The organism is Egicoccus sp. AB-alg6-2 (genome assembly GCF_041821025.1).
Classification (GTDB): domain Bacteria; phylum Actinomycetota; class Nitriliruptoria; order Nitriliruptorales; family Nitriliruptoraceae; genus Egicoccus.
Genome location: NZ_JBGUAY010000004.1, coordinates 259,610 through 277,745, shown reverse-complemented (window position 1 = coordinate 277,745; position 18,136 = coordinate 259,610). Strand labels below are relative to the sequence as shown.

The 18,136-nt window shown below is 71.9% G+C and carries 16 protein-coding genes; 6 read left to right on the top strand and 10 right to left on the bottom strand.

The window, feature by feature from the left end:
• Window positions 1–37 precede the first annotated feature (37 nt).
• On the bottom strand, window positions 38–397 hold the full coding sequence (locus ACERMF_RS08530; protein ID WP_373668635.1) for a PASTA domain-containing protein: 360 nt from the start codon (window positions 395–397) through the stop codon (window positions 38–40).
• 152 nt (window positions 398–549) lie between these two features.
• Between ACERMF_RS08530 and ACERMF_RS08525 the strand changes: the two genes are divergently transcribed.
• Window positions 550–2,004, top strand: a complete 1,455-nt coding sequence (locus ACERMF_RS08525) for a lipase maturation factor family protein (protein ID WP_373668634.1) — start codon at window positions 550–552, stop codon at window positions 2,002–2,004.
• A gap of 49 nt (window positions 2,005–2,053) precedes the next feature.
• Here the strand turns inward: ACERMF_RS08525 and ACERMF_RS08520 are convergent, their stop codons facing one another.
• Window positions 2,054–2,470 carry a hypothetical protein gene (locus ACERMF_RS08520; protein ID WP_373668633.1) on the bottom strand — a complete coding sequence of 139 codons (417 nt, stop codon included), beginning with the start codon at window positions 2,468–2,470 and terminating at the stop codon, window positions 2,054–2,056.
• A 46-nt stretch (window positions 2,471–2,516) separates the two neighbouring features.
• The gene (locus tag ACERMF_RS08515; RefSeq protein WP_373668632.1) at window positions 2,517–3,113 is read right to left on the bottom strand and encodes a DNA-3-methyladenine glycosylase I; all 597 of its coding nucleotides are present in this window, start codon (window positions 3,111–3,113) and stop codon (window positions 2,517–2,519) included.
• Between the two features lie 333 nt (window positions 3,114–3,446).
• Here ACERMF_RS08515 and rpsA point away from each other — a divergent pair, with 333 nt between their 5' ends.
• The 5 genes from rpsA to ACERMF_RS08490 all read left to right on the top strand — a co-directional run bounded on the left by rpsA (window position 3,447) and on the right by ACERMF_RS08490 (window position 10,664).
• Entirely contained in the window at window positions 3,447–4,895 is a 1,449-nt protein-coding gene (gene rpsA, locus ACERMF_RS08510) for a 30S ribosomal protein S1 (RefSeq protein WP_373668818.1), read from the top strand.
• Between the two features lie 78 nt (window positions 4,896–4,973).
• Complete coding sequence (gene coaE, locus ACERMF_RS08505) at window positions 4,974–5,594, top strand: dephospho-CoA kinase (RefSeq protein WP_373668631.1); 621 nt, start codon at window positions 4,974–4,976, stop codon at window positions 5,592–5,594.
• Window positions 5,595–5,685: 91 nt separating this feature from the next.
• Entirely contained in the window at window positions 5,686–6,462 is a 777-nt protein-coding gene (locus ACERMF_RS08500; protein WP_373668630.1) for a GAF and ANTAR domain-containing protein, read from the top strand.
• Window positions 6,463–6,565: 103 nt separating this feature from the next.
• Window positions 6,566–8,650, top strand: coding sequence for an excinuclease ABC subunit UvrB (gene uvrB / locus ACERMF_RS08495; RefSeq protein ID WP_373668629.1), 2,085 nt, complete (start codon window positions 6,566–6,568; stop codon window positions 8,648–8,650).
• A 118-nt stretch (window positions 8,651–8,768) separates the two neighbouring features.
• A complete protein-coding gene (locus tag ACERMF_RS08490; RefSeq protein WP_373668628.1) occupies window positions 8,769–10,664 on the top strand; it encodes a diguanylate cyclase domain-containing protein in 1,896 nt (631 codons plus the stop codon).
• Here ACERMF_RS08490 and fni read toward each other — a convergent pair.
• The 7 genes from fni to ACERMF_RS08455 are packed head-to-tail and all read right to left on the bottom strand — an operon-like array spanning window position 10,654 to window position 18,077.
• Window positions 10,654–11,691 (bottom strand): type 2 isopentenyl-diphosphate Delta-isomerase, encoded by a 1,038-nt coding sequence (gene fni, locus ACERMF_RS08485; protein ID WP_373668627.1) that lies wholly within the window; start codon window positions 11,689–11,691, stop codon window positions 10,654–10,656. The genes ACERMF_RS08490 and fni overlap by 11 nt on opposite strands.
• The gene (locus tag ACERMF_RS08480) at window positions 11,684–13,177 is read right to left on the bottom strand and encodes a phytoene desaturase family protein (RefSeq protein ID WP_373668626.1); all 1,494 of its coding nucleotides are present in this window, start codon (window positions 13,175–13,177) and stop codon (window positions 11,684–11,686) included. Before ACERMF_RS08480 ends, fni begins: the two co-directional genes overlap by 8 nt.
• Window positions 13,174–14,373 (bottom strand): cytochrome P450, encoded by a 1,200-nt coding sequence (locus ACERMF_RS08475; protein ID WP_373668625.1) that lies wholly within the window; start codon window positions 14,371–14,373, stop codon window positions 13,174–13,176. Before ACERMF_RS08475 ends, ACERMF_RS08480 begins: the two co-directional genes overlap by 4 nt.
• Entirely contained in the window at window positions 14,370–15,449 is a 1,080-nt protein-coding gene (locus ACERMF_RS08470) for a glycosyltransferase family 2 protein (RefSeq protein WP_373668624.1), read from the bottom strand. The genes ACERMF_RS08475 and ACERMF_RS08470 overlap by 4 nt, the downstream gene beginning before the upstream one ends.
• The gene (locus ACERMF_RS08465) at window positions 15,437–16,162 is read right to left on the bottom strand and encodes a lycopene cyclase domain-containing protein (RefSeq protein ID WP_373668623.1); all 726 of its coding nucleotides are present in this window, start codon (window positions 16,160–16,162) and stop codon (window positions 15,437–15,439) included. The genes ACERMF_RS08470 and ACERMF_RS08465 overlap by 13 nt, the downstream gene beginning before the upstream one ends.
• Complete coding sequence (locus tag ACERMF_RS08460; protein ID WP_373668622.1) at window positions 16,159–17,064, bottom strand: phytoene/squalene synthase family protein; 906 nt, start codon at window positions 17,062–17,064, stop codon at window positions 16,159–16,161. The genes ACERMF_RS08465 and ACERMF_RS08460 overlap by 4 nt, the downstream gene beginning before the upstream one ends.
• Window positions 17,061–18,077, bottom strand: coding sequence for a polyprenyl synthetase family protein (locus ACERMF_RS08455; protein ID WP_373668621.1), 1,017 nt, complete (start codon window positions 18,075–18,077; stop codon window positions 17,061–17,063). Before ACERMF_RS08455 ends, ACERMF_RS08460 begins: the two co-directional genes overlap by 4 nt.
• Between the last annotated feature and the right edge of the window lie 59 nt (window positions 18,078–18,136).

Genomic DNA, 18,136 nt, shown 5'->3' with positions numbered 1-18,136 from the left:
CGGGCGCGGCCGTCGGGCGCGGCCGGACGACCCGCCGCTACTGGCGCGGCTCGGCGGCGACGCGGAGCGTGACCCGCTGCCCCTCGGTGACCTGGCGACCCGGCGCCGGCTCGCTGCGGTAGACGAGGTCGGGCTCCATCTCGGTGGTGCGCACCAGCCCGGTGGACACCACGAATCCGAGCTCCTCGAGTTCGGCGACCGCCTCGTCGACCGGGCGCCCGATCATGTCGGGCATCCGGGACGCCTCTTCGGCCTCCTCAGCCGCCTCGTCGGTGGTGGAGCCCGCCGGAGCCTCCTCTTCTGGCGCGGTCGTTCCGGTGTCCCCGCCACCGCACCCCGCGAGCAGCACCGCTGCCCCGAGCACCCCGGCCCACCCTGCCTTCGTCGTCGTCCTCACGTGTCCGACCCATCCTTCTCCCGAGGTGGCTCCCACCGGCGGCGAACGATAGATCCTGCGGCCCCGATCGGTCCGGATTTCCGCCTGCTCGCGCGGGAGTCGCCCGTTGGACCGGGTCGGGACCGGCGGTCCGACCAGCCTCCCGGACCACCATGGTCCCCATGGACCCCTGGAGCGCCGACGGCTACGTGATCGCCCGCGAGCTGTTCCAGCGCGGCGTCGGCCTGGTCTATGTCGTGGCGTTCGCGGCCGTCGTCCACCAGTGGCGCCCGCTGCTCGGTTCCGACGGGCTGACGCCGGTCCCCGCATTCGTGGCGCGCGTGTCCTGGCGGAGCAGTCCGAGCCTGTTCCACCTCGGGTACGCCGACCGGCTCGCGGTGGGTGGGGCCTGGTTCGGCATGGCGTTGAGTGCGGCCGTGGTCCTCGGCCTGCCCCAGGCCGCCGGAACCGCGACGACGCTGGCGACGTTCGCGGTGCTGTGGCTGCTGTATCTGTCCTACGTCAACGTCGGCCAGGTCTGGTACGCGTTCGGTTGGGAGTCGATCCTGCTCGAGGCCGGCTTCCTCGCCATGTTCCTCGGCGGCCACGACAGCGCCGTGCCGTGGCCGGCGCTGCTGCTGGTGCGGTGGCTGCTGTTCCGGGTCGAGTTCGGGGCCGGCCTGATCAAGTGGCGCGGCGATCCGTGTTGGCGCGACCTCACCTGCCTCGACTACCACCACGAGACCCAGCCGCTGCCGAGCGTGTTCAGCTGGCACTTCCACCGCCTGCCCCGGTCCCTGCACCGGATCGAGGTGGCCGCCAACCACGTGACGCAGCTGCTGCTGCCGGCGCTGCTGTTCCTGCCCCAACCCCTGGCGGGAATCACCGCCGTCGCCGTCCTGGTCACGCAGGCGTGGCTGGTCGTCAGCGGCAACTTCGCCTGGCTCAACCTCGTGACCATGGTGCTGGCGACCGCGGCCCTGCCCGACACCTGGCTCGGGGGGACGGGTGGTCCGCTGGGCGTCCTCGCCCCGCGCGAGGTGGCGGCGACGACCCCCGGCTGGTTCGCCGTCCTCGTGTCGATGGTGGCCGCCGCCCAGGTCGTGATGAGCTGGTGGCCGGTCCGCAACCTGCTGTCGCGCACGCAGCGGATGAACGCCTCGTTCAACCCGCTCCACCTCGTCGGGACCTACGGCGCCTTCGGCAGTGTCACCCGCCACCGCTTCGAGATCGTGCTGGAGGGCACGCTCGACCCGGACCCGGACGAGGACGCCGATTGGCATGCCTACGAGTTCCCGGCGAAGCCGACCGACCCCCGGCGACGGCCACCGCAGGTCGCGCCCTACCACCTGCGCCTGGACTGGCTGCTGTGGTTCGCCGCGATGCGCCCCGGGCCCGGTCCCCGCGACCGGTGGTTCCTCGCGCTGCTCGAGCGCCTGCTCGAGGGCGATCCGGGGATCCGGCGGTTGCTGCGTGTCGACCCGTTCGACGGGCGGGCGCCGACCGCGGTGCGGGCGCGCCGCTACCACTACCGGTTCACCTCCCGCGCCGAGCGCCGCGACACCGGCGCATGGTGGCACCGCGAGCGGGCCGGTGACTACACCGGCATCGTGCGCCGCCCCCCGTGACCCGCGACGGCGTCCGACGGCCAGTTGGCGTGGTCGGACGCCTGGCGCGTCAGCCGACCGTGGTCGACGTGGTGACCGGCGCCGCGGCGGGGTCGAAGGTCAGTCCGCCCGCTGCCACGTCCCGTACCTCGATGGCATACGCACCGGCCGGCCCGGACATGCGGAACCGGATGCGACCCATCAGGTCCGTCGTCCCCGAGACCACCCGCTCCCGGTCGGGACCCTGCACCCGGGCCTCGACCGCCAGGTCCGAGCACCGCTTGTCCTCGGCGTCGCGCACCTCGACGAGGAACGTGACGCGGTAGCCGTCGTCGCGTGCCTCGGGGTCGAGCGCCCGCACGGAGGCGACCCGCACCGGTTCGCTGAACAGGCCCGTCTTCGGCAGGGCGTCGGGTTGGCGCTCGAGGGTGAACGGTTGCGCCGGCCGCGCACGCCGCACGGCCCGGCGGAAACGATGGAGCACCACGGGCAGCGATCCTGCTCGGCGACGGGGGCCGCAACGGTACCGGCGGCTACGGCGCCGCCGCGCCGCGACGGAAGCAACCCACGAGGTGGTCGTCGACGATTCCCATCGACTGCTGGAAGGCGTACACCGTCGTCGGACCGACGAAGGCCCAGCCGCGACGCTTGAGGTCCTTGGACATCGCGACCGACTCGGGGGAGGTCGCGCGCACGTCGGCGGGGGAGCGGGGCGCGGATCGGTGCTCGGGTGCGAAACGCCACACGTACGCGTCCAGCGAGCCTTCGACGGCGACCAGGTCCAGGTAGGCACGGGCGTTGGTGATGGTCGCCTCGACCTTGGCGCGGTTGCGGACGATGCCCGGATCGGCGAGCAGGCGGGCCACGTCGTGGTCGCCGAACTGCGCGACGACCGCGGGATCGAAGCCGGCGAAGACCTCGCGGAACCGCTCGCGCTTGCGCAGGATCGTCAACCACGACAGGCCCGCCTGGAAGCCCTCGAGGCACAGCTTCTCGAACAGGCGGGCGTCGTCGTGGACGGGAACGCCCCACTCGGTGTCGTGATAGGCGACGTAGATCGGCTCGTCGCCGCACCACCAGCAGCGGGGGCGGCCGTCGTCGCCGCCGCCGAGTCCCTCGTCCACGGCCACCTCCCGGTCGGGGGCACCGTAGGCCGGCGTCGACCGGTGCGTCGGAGGCCACGGCCGCCTGGGGCGCGTCCGATTGACAGCGGCGGGGTCTGCTGCGACCCTTTCGGGTCATCCGCTGCGCGCGTGCGCTTCCGCATGCCCGCGTTCCGTGGCGGATCGACGTGCGACTCGACGCCGGCGGCCTGCCGGCGCGTCGTCGGCACGCCGTCCCGAACGCCCCTACAACGAAGAGACCCGACCCCGATGTCCGACGCCCCCCAGACCCCCGACACGTCCGCGACCCCCGGTGCCGCCGCGAATCCCGGCGCCGCTTCCCCCGACGCCTTCGTCGTCATGCAGGACCCCGGCAACACCATGACGTCCACCGGTGACGTCATCGTGGAGAACGACCTGTCCGACGAGGACTTCGAAGCCGCGCTCGAGGGCACCGTCGGTGCCGTCGAGGAAGGCAAGATCATCGAAGGCGTCGTCGTCAAGGTCGACCCCGACGAGGTGCTGCTCGACATCGGCTGGAAGTCCGAGGGCGTGATCCCCTCGCGCGAGCTGTCGATCAAGCTCGACGTCGACCCCAACACGGTCGTGCAGGTCGGCGACGTCGTAGAGGCGCTCGTCATGCGCTCCGAGGACGAGGAGGGCCGCCTGGTCCTGTCCAAGAAGCGCGCCCAGTACGAGCGTGCGTGGGGCACGATCGAGAAGATCTACACCGAGGACAAGACGGTCCAGGGCACGGTCATCGAGGTCGTCAAGGGTGGGCTCATCCTCGACATCGGCCTGCGCGGCTTCCTGCCCGCCTCGCTGGTCGAGATGCGCCGTGTGCGCGACCTCGCGCCCTACGTCGGCGAGACGCTCGAGTGCAAGATCATCGAGCTCGACAAGAACCGCAACAACGTCGTCCTCTCGCGCCGCAAGTTCCTCGAGGAGACGCAGAGCGAGTTCCGCAACGAGTTCCTGACCTCGCTGCAGAAGGGCGAGGTCCGCGCGGGTGTGGTCAGCAGCATCGTCAACTTCGGTGCGTTCGTCGACCTCGGTGGCGTCGACGGCCTCGTGCACGTCTCCGAGCTGTCCTGGAAGCACATCGACCACCCGTCCGAGGTGGTCGAGGTCGGTGACGAGGTCGAGGTCGAGGTGCTGGACGTGGACCTCGACCGCGAGCGCGTCTCGCTGTCGCTGAAGGCCACGCAGGAGGACCCGTGGCAGAAGTTCGCCCGCGAGCACGCGGTCGGCGAGGTCGTCGAGGGCGAGGTCACCAAGCTGGTGCCCTTCGGTGCCTTCGTCAAGGTCGCCGACGGCATCGAGGGCCTGGTCCACATCTCCGAGCTCGCGGACCGTCACGTCGAGGTCCCCGAGGCCGTGGTCAACGTCGGTGACAAGATCGAGGTCAAGGTCATCGACATCGACACCGTGCGGCGTCGTATCAGCCTGTCGCTGAAGCAGGCACAGGCGCCGGACGCCGCTCCCGTCGAGCAGGACCCCTACGACGCCGGTCCGGCCGTCTCGACGGCGTACTCCTCCGGTGGCGACGAGGCCCCGGCAGGTGGCACGCTGGCCGCCGCGTTCGCGCAGGCGGGCTTCGGTCGCGACGCCGAGCCGACCCCCGAGGAGATGGCGCTCGCCGAGGCCGAGCTTCCCGCCGAGCCGGCTGCCGAGGAGGCGCCGGCCGTCGAGGAGCCGGCCGTCGAGGCGCAGACCGACGCCGACGCGGAGACGCCGGACGCCGAGGAGCCTGCGGCGGACACCACGGACGCCGACGAGGCGGCCACGGAGGACTCCGACGAGGCATGAGCCCCTCCTGATCCACGCACGCGCCCCGGCCCCTGGCCGGGGCGCACTGCGTCCTCGCGCGCGACCCCGAGGTGGCACATGTTCCTGGTCGGCCTGACCGGCGGCATCGGCAGTGGCAAGTCGACCGTCGCTCGCCGCTGGGCCGAGCTCGGGACCACGGTCCTCGACGCCGACCTGGTCGCGCGTGAGATCGTCGAGCCGGGTGAGCCCGCGCTCGCCGACATCGCGGCGCGCTTCGGCGCGCACCTGGTCGACGACGCCGGACGGCTCGACCGCCAGGGGCTCGCCGACGTGGTGTTCACCGACGACGAGGCTCGGCGCGAGCTCGACCGGATCATGCATCCGCGGATCGCGGCCCGCATCGCCGAGCGCATCGCGGCGCTGGATGCCGATGACGGCCGGCCGCAGTCCCGCCTCGCGGTCGTCGACCACCCGCTGCTGATCGAGACGGGGCAGACGGGCCGGTTCGACGCCGTGGTGGTCGTGCTGGCCCCCGAGCCGGTGCGGTTGCGTCGGTTGGTCGACCAGCGCGGCCTGCGTGAGGACGACGCCCGCGCGCGGCTGGCCGCGCAGTGCACCGACGACGAGCGTCGTCGACACGCCACCCACGTCCTGGTCAACGACGGGGACCTGGCGACACTTCTCCGCGCGGCCGACGACCTGCACGGTCGACTCGTGACGGCCGCGCAAGCCGGCTGAAGGCCGGCGGCAGCTCGGAACGGGGTATCCTGCGCGGGAGCGGGGTCGCGCATCTGGTTCGCTCGGGGATCTGCTCTGGGGTGGTGGCGAGGTGGAGCAACTGGACATGGCGTTGGCGCTCGACGGTGCCGTCGGTGACGACGTCGACGCCGAACGCGCCTATCTGGCGACGCTCGAGGAGCTGACGGCACTGCTCGTCGAGGACGCCACGCTCGACGAGCTGCTGACGCAGGTGCTCGAGCTGACGGCCCGTGCCGTCAGCACGTCGGCGGCCGTCAGTGTCACGGTCGTCGACGATGGCGGCAGGTACCGCACGGCGGCGCGCAGCAGTGAGGACGCGGAACTGGTCGACGTCGTGCAGTACGAGCTGGTCGAGGGCCCGTGCATCGAGGCGCTGGAGTCGGGCGAGACCCAGCACGTCGCCGACTTCGTCGACGACGGGCGCTGGCCGGAGGTGGCTCAGCGCGCCGTCGAACTCGGGTTCCGTTCGGTCGTCGCGGTGCCGCTCGCGGTGAACGGCGTCGTGATCGGCGCACTGAACGTCTTCGGCGGCGAGGCCGGAGGGTTCTCGACCGCCGACCGTGAACTGCTGCACCGCATCGCGGCGCCTGCGGCCAGCACGGTGGCCAACGCGCGCGCCTTCCTGCGCGTCAGCCGCCTGGCCGAGCAGCTGCAGGAGGCGCTCGCCAGCCGGGTCGTGATCGAGCAGGCGAAGGGCGTGCTCATGGCCCGCGAGGGCTGCGACGCGGACCAGGCGTTCGCCCTGCTGCGCAAGGCCTCCCAGGACGCCAACCGACGGCTGCGCGACGTGGCCCGCGCGGTCGTCGACCACGGCGGGGGGAACGGTTCGGGCAACGGCCGGTCCTGACCCGCACCCTCGCAGCGCATCGGCGGTCTCGAGCCCGGGGCGTCGCCGCAACCGGTGAGATGCGGTCGGGGACCGTCCGGGACCCGCGGGTACGCTCGGGCCCATGCCCGAGCCCACCACGCCCTTCGCCGCCCGCCGTCGCGACCTCGACGAGCGCCGCGCCGGAGACGGCCGGTTCCGGGTGGTCAGCGACTTCACGCCCTCCGGTGACCAGCCGCGCGCGATCGAGGAGATCGCGGCGGCGTTCGAGGCGGGGGAACGGGCGGTGACGCTGCTCGGCGCCACCGGCACGGGCAAGACGTTCACGGCCGCGAAGGTGCTCGAACGGCTGCAGCGACCCTGCCTGGTCATGGCGCCCAACAAGACGCTCGCGGCGCAGCTGGCGAACGAGTTCCGCGACTTCCTGCCCGACAACGCCGTCGAGTACTTCGTCTCGTACTACGACTACTACCAGCCCGAGGCCTACATCGCCTCCAGCGACACCTACATCGAGAAGGACTCGTCGATCAACGACGAGATCGACCGCCTCCGTCACCGCGCCACCATGGCCCTGCTGTCGCGCCGCGACGTGGTCGTGGTCGCCTCGGTGTCGTGCATCTACGGCCTCGGCTCGCCGCACGAGTACGAGAACAAGATTCTGTGGCTGCGCTCGGGCGAGGAGGTCGGGCTCGAGTCGGCGATGCGCAAGCTCGTCGATCTGCAGTACGCGCGCAACGACCTCAACCTGATCCGCGGGACCTTCCGGGTCCGCGGCGACACGCTCGAGGTGTTCCCGGCCGACGACGAACGCGCTGTTCGCGTCGAGTTCTTCGGCGACGAGATCGATCGGATCGTGCGCGTCGACCCCCTGACCGGCGAGGTCTCGCGGCCGGTCGAGCAGGTGGGGGTGTTCCCTGCGTCGCACTACGTCTCCTCGACCGAGGCCGTCGTGCGCGCGCAGGCCTCCATCGAGGCCGAACTCGAGGAACGGCTCGCCGAACTCGAGCGCCAGGGCAAGCTGCTCGAGGCCCAGCGTCTGCGGATGCGGACCAACTACGACCTCGAGATGATCCGCGAGGTCGGCTTCTGCAACGGCATCGAGAACTACTCGCGCCACTTCGACGGGCGGGCCCCCGGCACGGCCCCGTACACGCTGCTCGACTACTTCCCCGACGACTTCGTGGTGTTCCTCGACGAGTCGCATGTGACCGTGCCCCAGATCGGCGGCATGTACGAGGGCGATCGCTCCCGCAAGGAGTCGTTGGTCGAGCACGGGTTCCGGCTGCCGTCGGCGTTCGACAACCGGCCGCTGACCTTCGACGAGTACCTCGACCGGATCGGGCAGCGGCTGTTCATCTCCGCCACGCCCAGTGCCTACGAACGCCGCGAGTCCGACACCATCGCCGAGCAGATCATCCGTCCGACCGGGCTGGTCGACCCCCAGGTCGTGGTGAAGCCGACGACGGGTCAGATCGACGACCTGATGGAGCAGATCCGGCAGCGCACCGACCGCGACCAGCGGGTGCTGGTCACCACGCTGACCAAGAAGATGGCCGAGGACCTCACGGACTACCTGCTCGAGCACGGCGTCCGCGTCCGGTATCTGCATTCCGACATCAACACCGTGGAGCGGGTCGAGATCCTGCGGGGACTGCGGTTGGGCGAGTTCGACGTCCTCGTGGGCATCAACCTGCTCCGGGAGGGTCTCGACCTGCCCGAGGTGTCGCTGGTCGCGATCCTCGACGCGGACAAGGAAGGGTTCCTGCGCTCGGAGACCTCGCTGATCCAGACGATCGGGCGTGCCGCCCGCAACGTCGACGGCGAGGTGGTGATGTACGCCGACCACGTCACCGACTCGATGCGTCGTGCCCTCGACGAGACCGAACGACGTCGCGAGAAGCAGTTGGCGTACAACCTCGAGCACGGCATCGATCCGCAGACGGTCCGCAAGCGCGTCGGCGACATCATCGCGGCGGTCCGGGCCGAGGAGCAGGGCGAGGCCTACCAGCCGGACGAGGCGCCGGTGTCACGCGACCTCGTCGACGTCTCGGAGGTGCCGCAGGAGGATCTGCGGGCGCTCATCCAGCGTCTCGAGGAGGAGATGCACGAGGCAGCCGCGGGCCTGCGTTTCGAGTTCGCGGCCCGCCTGCGCGACGAGCTCGCCGACCTCAAGCGCGAGCTGGCCGCGATGGAAGCCGCGAACGTCTGACCACGCGTCGCTGACTAGCCCGACGGCATCCTGTGCCATCTGGGCCTTTATCGACCGTCCGTCCGTGCCGATGGGTGCTTGGGAGCCCCGGAAACGGGAACGAGACGGAGCGGTGGGGATGCTGGACACGCGCGAGGCGCCAGGCGGTGCGCAACTCGTCGAGCGGTTCCGCCGCCTGTTCGGGTTGTTCACCCTCGCCATGTCGGCGTGCATCGTCGTGCAGATCCTCGACGTCGCACCGCGGCTGTGGCCGGGTGCGGCACTGGCGGCGTGCGGACTCGCTGCCTGGGCGCACGCCATGCAGCGCTGGGGCGACCGCTCGCTGCTCGTCGACGTCACGGTCTTCGTCCCGTTGGCCGCGACGGGAATCCTCTTCGACAACCACCTGTACCTGTTCCCGCTGCTGTTCGTCACGGCGTTCCAGCGCGGGTTCCACGCGACGGCCCGCCGGGCCTACGTGCTCGCGCTGGTGTCGGTGGTGGTGTGGGAGCTGGCACGGGCGCAGGTCGGCGAGGTGCCGCGTCCCGGCACCGCCGTCGCCCTCGGGGTCATGCTCGTGGTGGCGACCTCGTTCGCCCGCGTCGTCCGCCGGACGGCCGAGCGCAGCGACCGGGCCGCCCGGCGCGAGCACCGGCTGCTGCAGTCCGTCGTCGCCCTGACCCACGTCAGCGACCCGAGCGACATCTTCGAGGAGGTCGCCCGCACCGGCGTAGACCTGACCGAGATCCCCGGCGCGATCGCCGTCGTCTGGGAGGCGGCCGACGACGAGTTCCGCGCCGTCGCCTCGACGCGCGGCAACCGGGGGAACGGGGTCCAGGCCGCCGTGCTGCCCGGCCAGGTACTCCGCGTGTTCGAGCTCGGCCGGCCGGTCGTGCTGGACGGCCAGGTCGCACGCGAACTGCAGCACGTCGGCGAATCGACCCCGTTCTACCCCGCCTACGTCATGGTCCCGTTGCCGCGGGCGGAGCGGCCCCGTGCGGCCGTCCTGCTGTACTGCCCGGACCATCCCGACGACGACCTGCTCGAGTTGCTGCACCGGTTCGCCGTCGAGGTCGGCCTGGCCGAGGAGCGCGTCGTCCTGCTCAGCAAGCTCGCCGCCCGCGAGGCCCGCCTGTCCAGCATCATCAACCACTCCTCCGACGTGATCGCCCTTCTCGACCAGGTCGGGTGCATCACGATGGTGAACCCGGCCGGTGAGCAGCGGTTCGGTCATCGCAACGAGGACGTGCTGGGCCGCAGCGTGTTCGAACTCGTGCACCCCGAGGACCGCGAGTCGGTCCAGGAGGCCATGCGCGGCATCTTCACCGCCGAAAGCGTCGAGATCGCGTGCCGCTTCCGGACCGCCAGCGGCGAATGGCGGGACGTCGAGAGCCAGATGACGGCCCGCGACGGCGGCGGTTTCGTGCTCAACGCCCGCGACGTCACCGAACGCAAGGCGCTCGAGGCCGAGATCGTCCATCGGGCGTTCCACGACCCGCTCACCGGACTGGCCAACCGTGCGCTCTTCTTCGATCGGCTCCAGCACGCGGTCGAGCGCAGCAAGCGCACCCATGTGCCCGTCGCCGTCCTGATGATCGACCTCGACGACTTCAAGCCGGTCAACGACACCTACGGACACCAGGTCGGCGACGCCCTGCTGGTCGAGGTGGCACGCCGCCTCGAGACGACGGTGCGTCAGATCGACACGCCGGCGCGCATCGGCGGCGACGAGTTCGCGGTGCTCATCGAGGAGGCGGCCGACCTCGGCGAGCTCGCGCTGCTGGCCGAGCGTCTGCACGAGCAGTTGCGGCTGCCGGCGCAGGTGGGGTCGGTGAGCCTGACCATGTCGGCCAGTGTGGGCGGCGCGACGTCGACCTTCGGCGAGACCCACGACAACCTGATGCGGCGCGCCGACGAGGCGCTGTACTCGGTGAAGTACTCCGGGAAGGACCGGGTGCGCCTAGTAGGGCCCGACGACCTGCGGTTGCTCGCCGATGCCGCCGCCCCCGTCGCCGACGGCACGGTCAGCCGCTGATCGTCGGAATGGCCGGGTCCGCGACCCGTCCCATCGCGCGCAGCGACCCGACGTCGCGGACGCCGGCCACGAACAGCACGGTGCGCAACTCGTCGAGGAATGCGTCGATCCACGCCGCGACGGCGTCGGCGCCCTCCAACGCCGGGCGCAGCAGCGGCCGTGCGACGGCGACGGCGGAGGCGCCGAGCAGCAGGGCGCGCGCGGCATCGGTCCCGCTGCGGATGCCCCCCGAAGCGATCCTGGGGACCGTCGGCAGCTCCGCGGCCACCTCGACGAGCGCCCGTGCGGTGGGGACGCCCAGTTCTGCCAGATCCGGCTGGGTCACGCGGCCGTGCCGGACGAACTGCTCGACCCGTGCCCACGAGGTCCCGCCGGCTCCCGCGACATCGACAGCGCCCAGTGGGATGTCCCGAAGCTGCCGGGCGGTCCGGCGGCCGATGCCGTGCCCGACCTCCTTCACGACCACGGGTACGGACAGTGCCGCGGCCAGTTCGGCCAGGCGTTCCCGGCCGTGTCGGAAGTCGACGTCGCCGCCCTGGACCGCTTCCTGCAGCGGGTTGCAGTGCACGGCGAGGGCGTCGGCGTCGACGGCGGCGACCGCCCGTTCCGCGTCGCGCGGCGTGTAGCCGGCCACGAACTGGGCCAGCCCGAGGTTGCCGACGAGCAGGACGTCGGGGGCCAGGTCGCGGACCTGGAAGCTCGCGCGGGTCCGCGGGTGCTCGAGCATGACCCGCTGGGAGCCCAGCATGAAGCCGACGCCGCAGCGCTGGGCCGCCTCGGCGAGTGCCCGGTTGATCGGGCCACCACGTTCCTCGCCGCCGGTCATCGCCCCGATCAGGAACGGCGCACGCAGCCGTCGTCCGAGCAGGTCGGTACCCAGCTCCACCTCGTCGCGGTGCAGCCCTGGCAACGCGGAGTAGGGCACCTCGACGTCCTCGAGCCCGGTGGTGCGGGTCTGAAACCCGACCGGTTCCTCGAGGCACACGTCGAGGTGGCGACGCTTGCGGACGACGAGGGGATCAGCCATGCACGACCTGCCCGAGTCGTACGGGCGGGTGTTCGTCGGCGATCCGTTCGGTGACCAGGCGGGCCGAGAGCATCACCATCGGTACGCCCGCCCCGGGATGGGTCGAGGAGCCGACGTAGTACAGGTCGTCGAGGTGGGGATCCTTGTTGTGCGGACGCAGGTAGCCGACCTGCGACACGCCGTGCGAGAGACCGAAGGTCGCGCCGCGCTCGAGCGAGAACTCCTCGGCCCACCGCGGCGGGTCGATGACCTCTTCGAGCACGATCCGGTCGCGCAGGTCGAACCCCTTGTCGGCGAGGTCGGTCAGCACGTAGTCGCGGACGCGGTCGCGCTCGCTGGCCCAGTCGATGGGGGCGTCCGAGTTGCTGTGGGGGACGAGCACGTAGGCGATGTGGTGGCCGTCGGGCGCGAGCGAGGGATCGACCAGCGTCGGCACGTGCACGTAGTACGACGGCCGCTCGTGCACCCGACCGGCGAACACGTCGGCGAAGTTGCCGGCGTAGTCGCCACCGAAGACCACGTTGTGGGCCCGCAGGCCCGAGAGGTCCCCACGGACACCGAGGTAGAAGTTCATCGCCGAGGGTCCGTAGCGCAGCTTCCGGCCCGGCAGCGGATGACGCGGCTCGCGGTCCAGCAGGCGCCGCTGCGCCCACGGCCAGTCGGCGTTGACGAGGGTCAGGTCGGCTTCGAGGTCGCCGTCGGCGAATCGCAGTCCGGCTGCGCGACCGTTCCGCTCGATCACGCCGGTGGCCGGATGGTCGCAGACGATCTCGACGCCGAGGTCCTGGCACAGTCGCACGAGGCCCTCGACGAGTCCGTACATGCCGCCGTCGGCGAAGTGGACCCCCTCGACGGTGTCGTTGTAGGGCAGGAGCGCGTAGATGGCCGGTGCGGTGAACGGGTTCATGCCGATGTACATGGCGTTGAACGTGAACAGCTGCCGCAGGCGTTCGTCGCTGAAGTGTCGGCCGACCAGCTTGTGCATCGGCTCGTAGACCCGCAGCGAGACGAACTGGGGCAGGTTGGAGATGCCGAACATCTCCCGGAGCGTGCGAAAGTTGCGCTCGACGAAGTGTTCGCGGGCGCCGCGGTAGAGGCGGCCACCGATCTCGGCGAAGTCGTCGAAGCGGGCGCCGGCCCCGGGTTCGATCGCGTCGAGTTCGGCACGGAGTTCGGCCCGGTCGACCTTGGCCTCCATCCGGGAGCCGTCGGCGAAGAAGACCTTGTAGGCGGGATCGAGGCGCCGGATCGAGACGTACTCGGCCGGGTCGGCGCCGACGTCGGCGAAGGTGCCCTCCACGATGTCGCGCATCAGCAGGATGCTCGGGCCCGTGTCGATCCGGAAGCCGTCGCGCTCGATGAGGTTGCTGCGGCCGCCGGGACGCGGCAGCCGTTCGTGGACCTGGACCTGGTAGCCGGCGTGGGCGAGCCTCGCCGCCGCGGAGAGGCCACCGATGCCGGCGCCGAGGACGAGTGCACGGGTCACGGTCGTCTGCTTTCTGCGGGGCCGGTCGTGGCGCCGACGTCGGTGGTAGCTGCCACACGCCCGCGGATCACGGGAAGGGGACCGCGCGGCGCGATGGTGACCGCGGCGACGGGGCTCGGGTCCCCGTGACCGGCGTGCAGGGGGCGTTGCAGGACCAGGTCGATCGCCTCGTCGAGCATGAGGCGGGCGAGATGGGTACCGAGGCAGGTTCGTTGCCCGGCACCGAAGGGGATGTAGGTCCAGGCACGAATTCCGGTCTCGAACCGTGTCGGGTCGAAGCGGTCCGGGTGTGTCCACAGCTCCGGACGCCGGTGGGTCAGCAACGGGCTGTAGAAGACCAGCGTTCCGGCCCGCAGCGGGACGTCCTCGAACGTGGTGTTCCGCGCCACGCGCCGAGAGCCGATGAAGCCCGGGGGGTGCAGACGCAGCACCTCGTCGACCGCGGCACGCCGGCGGCTCTGCGGCTGCCACTCGGGATACGACGCCAGATACCACAAGGCCCAGGCCAGGGTGTGCGCGCTGGTGTCGAAGCCCGCTGCCAGGCCGACGCGCAGTTCCTCGACGGCACCGGGGACGCCGGCCATCGCCGCGGCGAGGTCGTCGGTCCCGGGTTCCTTCCGACGCCGCTGGAGTTGCCGCGCGAGTTCACGGCGGACCGCACGACGTGCGCGTGGCCGGGGGAGCAGGGCGTGTGGCATGCCCTGCTCCAGCGGATGGAGATAGGTGGCCAGCAGCGACGGAGGGAATCGTCCCGAGAACAGCGCCGCGTTGAGCATCACGGGCACGGCCCGCATCGCCCACTGGAGGGCATCGAACTCATCCGGTGGGGCCACCGAGTCCAGGCTCGCGCGCACCCGCGCCCGCAGGCCGTCGACGTCGCGGTACCGCGGTTCGAGCACGACGCGTCGCGGTCGGTGCGCCGGCGCGTCGGTGGTGATGATCCCGCCGCGCAGGTGGGGAACGAGTGCCGCCATGCTGCGCCGGGCGACGAACGTGTCGCCGTCGCGCAGCACGAAACGGTTCCAGGCCGGCGACGAGCCGACCAGCGCCGGGCGGCGCGGCAGGCGGAGTTCGAACACGGGGCCGAGTGCCGCGCCTTCCTCGAGCAGGGCGATCGGCTCGGTGCCCCACCGACCGAGGTGGCCGTGGACGGGATGGCCCACGGGCGAGGGCAGGTCGGTGCGCGCTCGCCTCATCGTGCCACCTCGAAGCTGCGACCCTTCCAGTGCTGACGCCGGCGGAGCGCGCGGAGGGCGACGGGGAAGCCGGCCAGCGGCAACAGCGGGGCGAGCAGCGCCTCGGCCGGATGGCGGCGGGTCGTGGCGCCGACGACGATTCGCTGGACGATGCCGAGGACGAGCGGCAGGCGCCAGGAGCGGACGCGTGGGGCCAGGACGGCGGGCAGGGTGTAGGCGGCCGCGTGCCAGGCCACGTCGGCGAGGAGCAGCGCACGGCTGCGCCCGTGGGCGGTCAGGAGGTTCTTCCCGAACCCGGCCAGTGCCTCGCGGTAGCCGCGGTACATGCGGGTGTGCACCACGCCGTCGCCGAGCACGAGGGCGACCTCGTGTCCTTCGCGCCGGGCGAGCCGCCCGAAGGCGACGTCCTCGACGATGCGTCCGCGGACGGCCGCCCACCCTCCGATGGCGGCGTAGACGTCACGGTGGACGGCGATGGCCTGCCCGTTGAGCGAGACCGCCAGCGGCGACACGTCGGCGTGCAGGATCGGGTACGGCAGCCCGGACAGCAGCACCTCGTCGATGACCGGCACGGTCAGCCGCTCGCCCCACGTGCGCGTGTCCTGCGTCGGGAAGATCGAACCGACGCGCGCCTGCTGGTCGTCCAGGGCGTCGAGGAAGCCGGCGACGGCCCCCGGCTCCCAGTGGACGTCGGCGTCGGTGAACACGTACCACGTCCCGCGCGCCTTCTCCGCCAGTTGCTCCAGCGCCCAGGCCTTGCCCAGCCAGCCGTCGGGCAGCGGAGCGCCGGTCAGCACGTCGACGCCGTCGACGGCCGCGGAGATCTCGGCCGTGCCGTCCTCGGAATGGTCGTCGAGCACAAGGACCTCACCGGCGCCCTGGGCGGCCAGGCCCTGCAGCGTCAGCGGGAGGGTCGCGGCCTCGTCGCGTGCGGGAACCAGGATCGACACCTGCGCGAGGTCGTCGCGTGACGACGGGCGCAGCCGTGGGAACGTCGTGAGGTTGACCACGTTGACGGCGATCCGGGCGAGCAGGAACCCGACGACCGTGCGACGCAGCCACCTCAGCGGGCCCATGCGAGCTCCTCGCGACGCACCGACGCGAACAGGATCAGTCCCTGCGCGACCACCAGGTTGGTGACGAGGAAGAACGTCGCCTCCTCGATCGGCAACGGACCGAGCGCCAGGCCGGTGGTGTAGCGCTCCGAGATGGACCAGATGCCGTTGGCGATCGCGTACCCGTCGGCCAGCCACAGGTAGACCGTCGGGACGGCGACGGCCGGCCACAGCGTCCGCAACCGCTCGGCCAACCACCGCCCGCCGTACCACCACTGCACGGCGAGCGGCGGTCCGATCCAGGCCAGGATCAGCCCCAGGTAACGCGTGGGGGCGAAGATGGTCAGTGCGGCGGCGAGTCCGATCGCGGCCAGCCACGCCGCGACGGTCGTGCCGGCGGTGCGTCGGTCGGGCGGCGGGGGGTTGAGCAGGTCGGCCCGCCGCATCAGCAGCAGGGTCCAGCCGCCGGTGAGCAGCGTCTGCAGGCCGAAGAACAGGTACTCCTCGATCGGCACGTACCAGAGGGTGCCGAGGACGCGCCCGTCGCCGTACCCCCAGACACCGGTAGCGACGAGGTAGTTGTCCCACGGCGTGGTCCACAGGTACGCCACGCCCACCAGGACCGCGAGCCCGGCGGCCAGGAACGGACGCTGCCGCAGGGTGCGCAGGACCGGTACGGACAGCAGCGCCAGCGGCGGCAGCAGGAAGACGAGGTGGAACTGCAGGTAGGTCACCGCACTCCTCCCGCGCCCAGACGCACGGCACGGACACCTCCGCCCGTCCGACCGGGTTCGCGCGTGGCCGCCCGAGCCGTCGAGCCGGCGGTGACCAGCAACTGCGCACGCCGGCCCGCGGGGACGACCGCGCGACGGCGCAGGTTGTCCCAGCCGCTGGCACGCAGCTCGTCGAGGATGCCGCGGTACTGCACCGCGGCGAACGCGATCGCCGTGCGGTGGTGGCGGAGGTGGTGCAGTCCGTCGAGCCCGATCGCGTACCGACGCTCCGCGTCGTGTGCCAGGTGTTCCATCAGCCGCCGGTACCCGGGGCGACGCCGGTCGAGGTGCAGGTCGATGGCTTCCACCCCGTACTCGTGCATCAGCTGCGTCGGGAGGTAGATCCGGTCCCGAGCCAGGTCCTCACCGACGTCACGCAGGAGGTTGGTGAGCTGCATCGCGCGTCCCAGCTGGTCCGCCGCGTCCTCGGCCTCCACGCCGGCGGCGCCGCAGATCGGGGCGATCATGTGCCCGACGGTGCCGGCGACCTGATAGCAGTACCGGTCGAGCTCTGCCATCGTGCCGAGCCGAACCGGCTCGAGGTCGGCACGGAACCCGTCGGCGAGTGCGTGGAAGGCGCTGCGGGGCACGGGGTAGCGGCGTACCGCCCAGGCGAGGGCGCGCTCCCACGGCGCGACGGGACGCCCCAGATAGGCCCGCTCGACGCGCGTCTGCCAGTCGGCGACCGATTCCTGCGGGCGCGACGACAGGTCGGCGGCGTCGTCACCGATCCGGCAGGCGGCGTAGACGGCCCGGGCCGCGCGTCGCCGGTCGCCGGTCATCAGGCAACTGCCGAGCCAGAACGTCCGCGAGTGCGTCCGGATCAGGGCGCTGACCTCGGGCCAGACGGCATCACCCCTCATGCCCCGACCCCGGCAGGGGTGCGGACGGGCGCGGCGGCTGGGACCAGCGTCCGCGACAGTGCCCGCAGAGCGGAACATGCCGGCCCCGGCGGCAGGATCTCGAGGTGGTGGTCGGCGCGGTCGAGCAGGCGCTGCACCAGCGCGTCGGCCCGTTCGAGGGAGCCACTGCTGCGGACGATGCCCATCGCCTCCTCGACGACCCGCGGTGGATGAGGCGGCGGGGCTGCCAACACCGTACGCAGTCGCGCGCCGGTCCGCGACGCGCTCGCGTCCAGTACCGGCCACGTGTAGACGCCGAGTTCGAGGTCGCGACCGACGGGCTTGCCGGCACGCGCTTCCGTCGCGGTGAGGTCCTGCAGGTCGTCGGCCAGCTGGAACGCGACGCCCACGGTCCGCCCCCAGGACTCGATCCCGGCGCGCACCGCGCCCGGTGTGTCCGTGGTCACCGCTCCGGCCCGTGCGGCCGCGGCGAGCAGCGACGCCGTCTTGCCGTCGACGACGTCGAGGTAGGCGCCGGGTCCGCCGTCGAGCCGACCGACGAGGCGGGTCTCGAGCCGCTCTCCCTCGACCAGTCGGCGGTACGTCCGCGACATCAGCGCCGGCAGCTCGTCACCGACGCCGGCGGCCGCCTCGAACGCGAGGGCGGTCAGCCGGTCCCCGACGGCGACGGCCAGCCGCTCGCCCCATCGTGCATTCACGCTCGGGACGCCGCGCCGGGTGGCGGCACCGTCGATGACGTCGTCGTGACAGAGCGTCGACAGGTGCAGCAGCTCAACGGACGCCGCGGCGTCCCGGATCCTGGCGGGGGTGGCGTCGGCATCGAGGGCCGCGGCCACCAGCAGGGTGACCAGGGGGCGGAAGCGCTTGCCGCCGGCCGACAGCAGGTGGCGTCCGCTGCGATCGGTCAAGGGCGTGGCCGATCCGGCCAGCGCGTGCAGCCGCTGGTCGACCTCGCCGAGCCGCTCGTCCAGCCACCCTCGGACCGGCGGTGCCAGGAGGTGCAGGAACTCCATGTGCCCTCCGAACGCCGACGTCGCTGCCTCGTGGACATTCGTGCTCGGCGGTGCCGTGG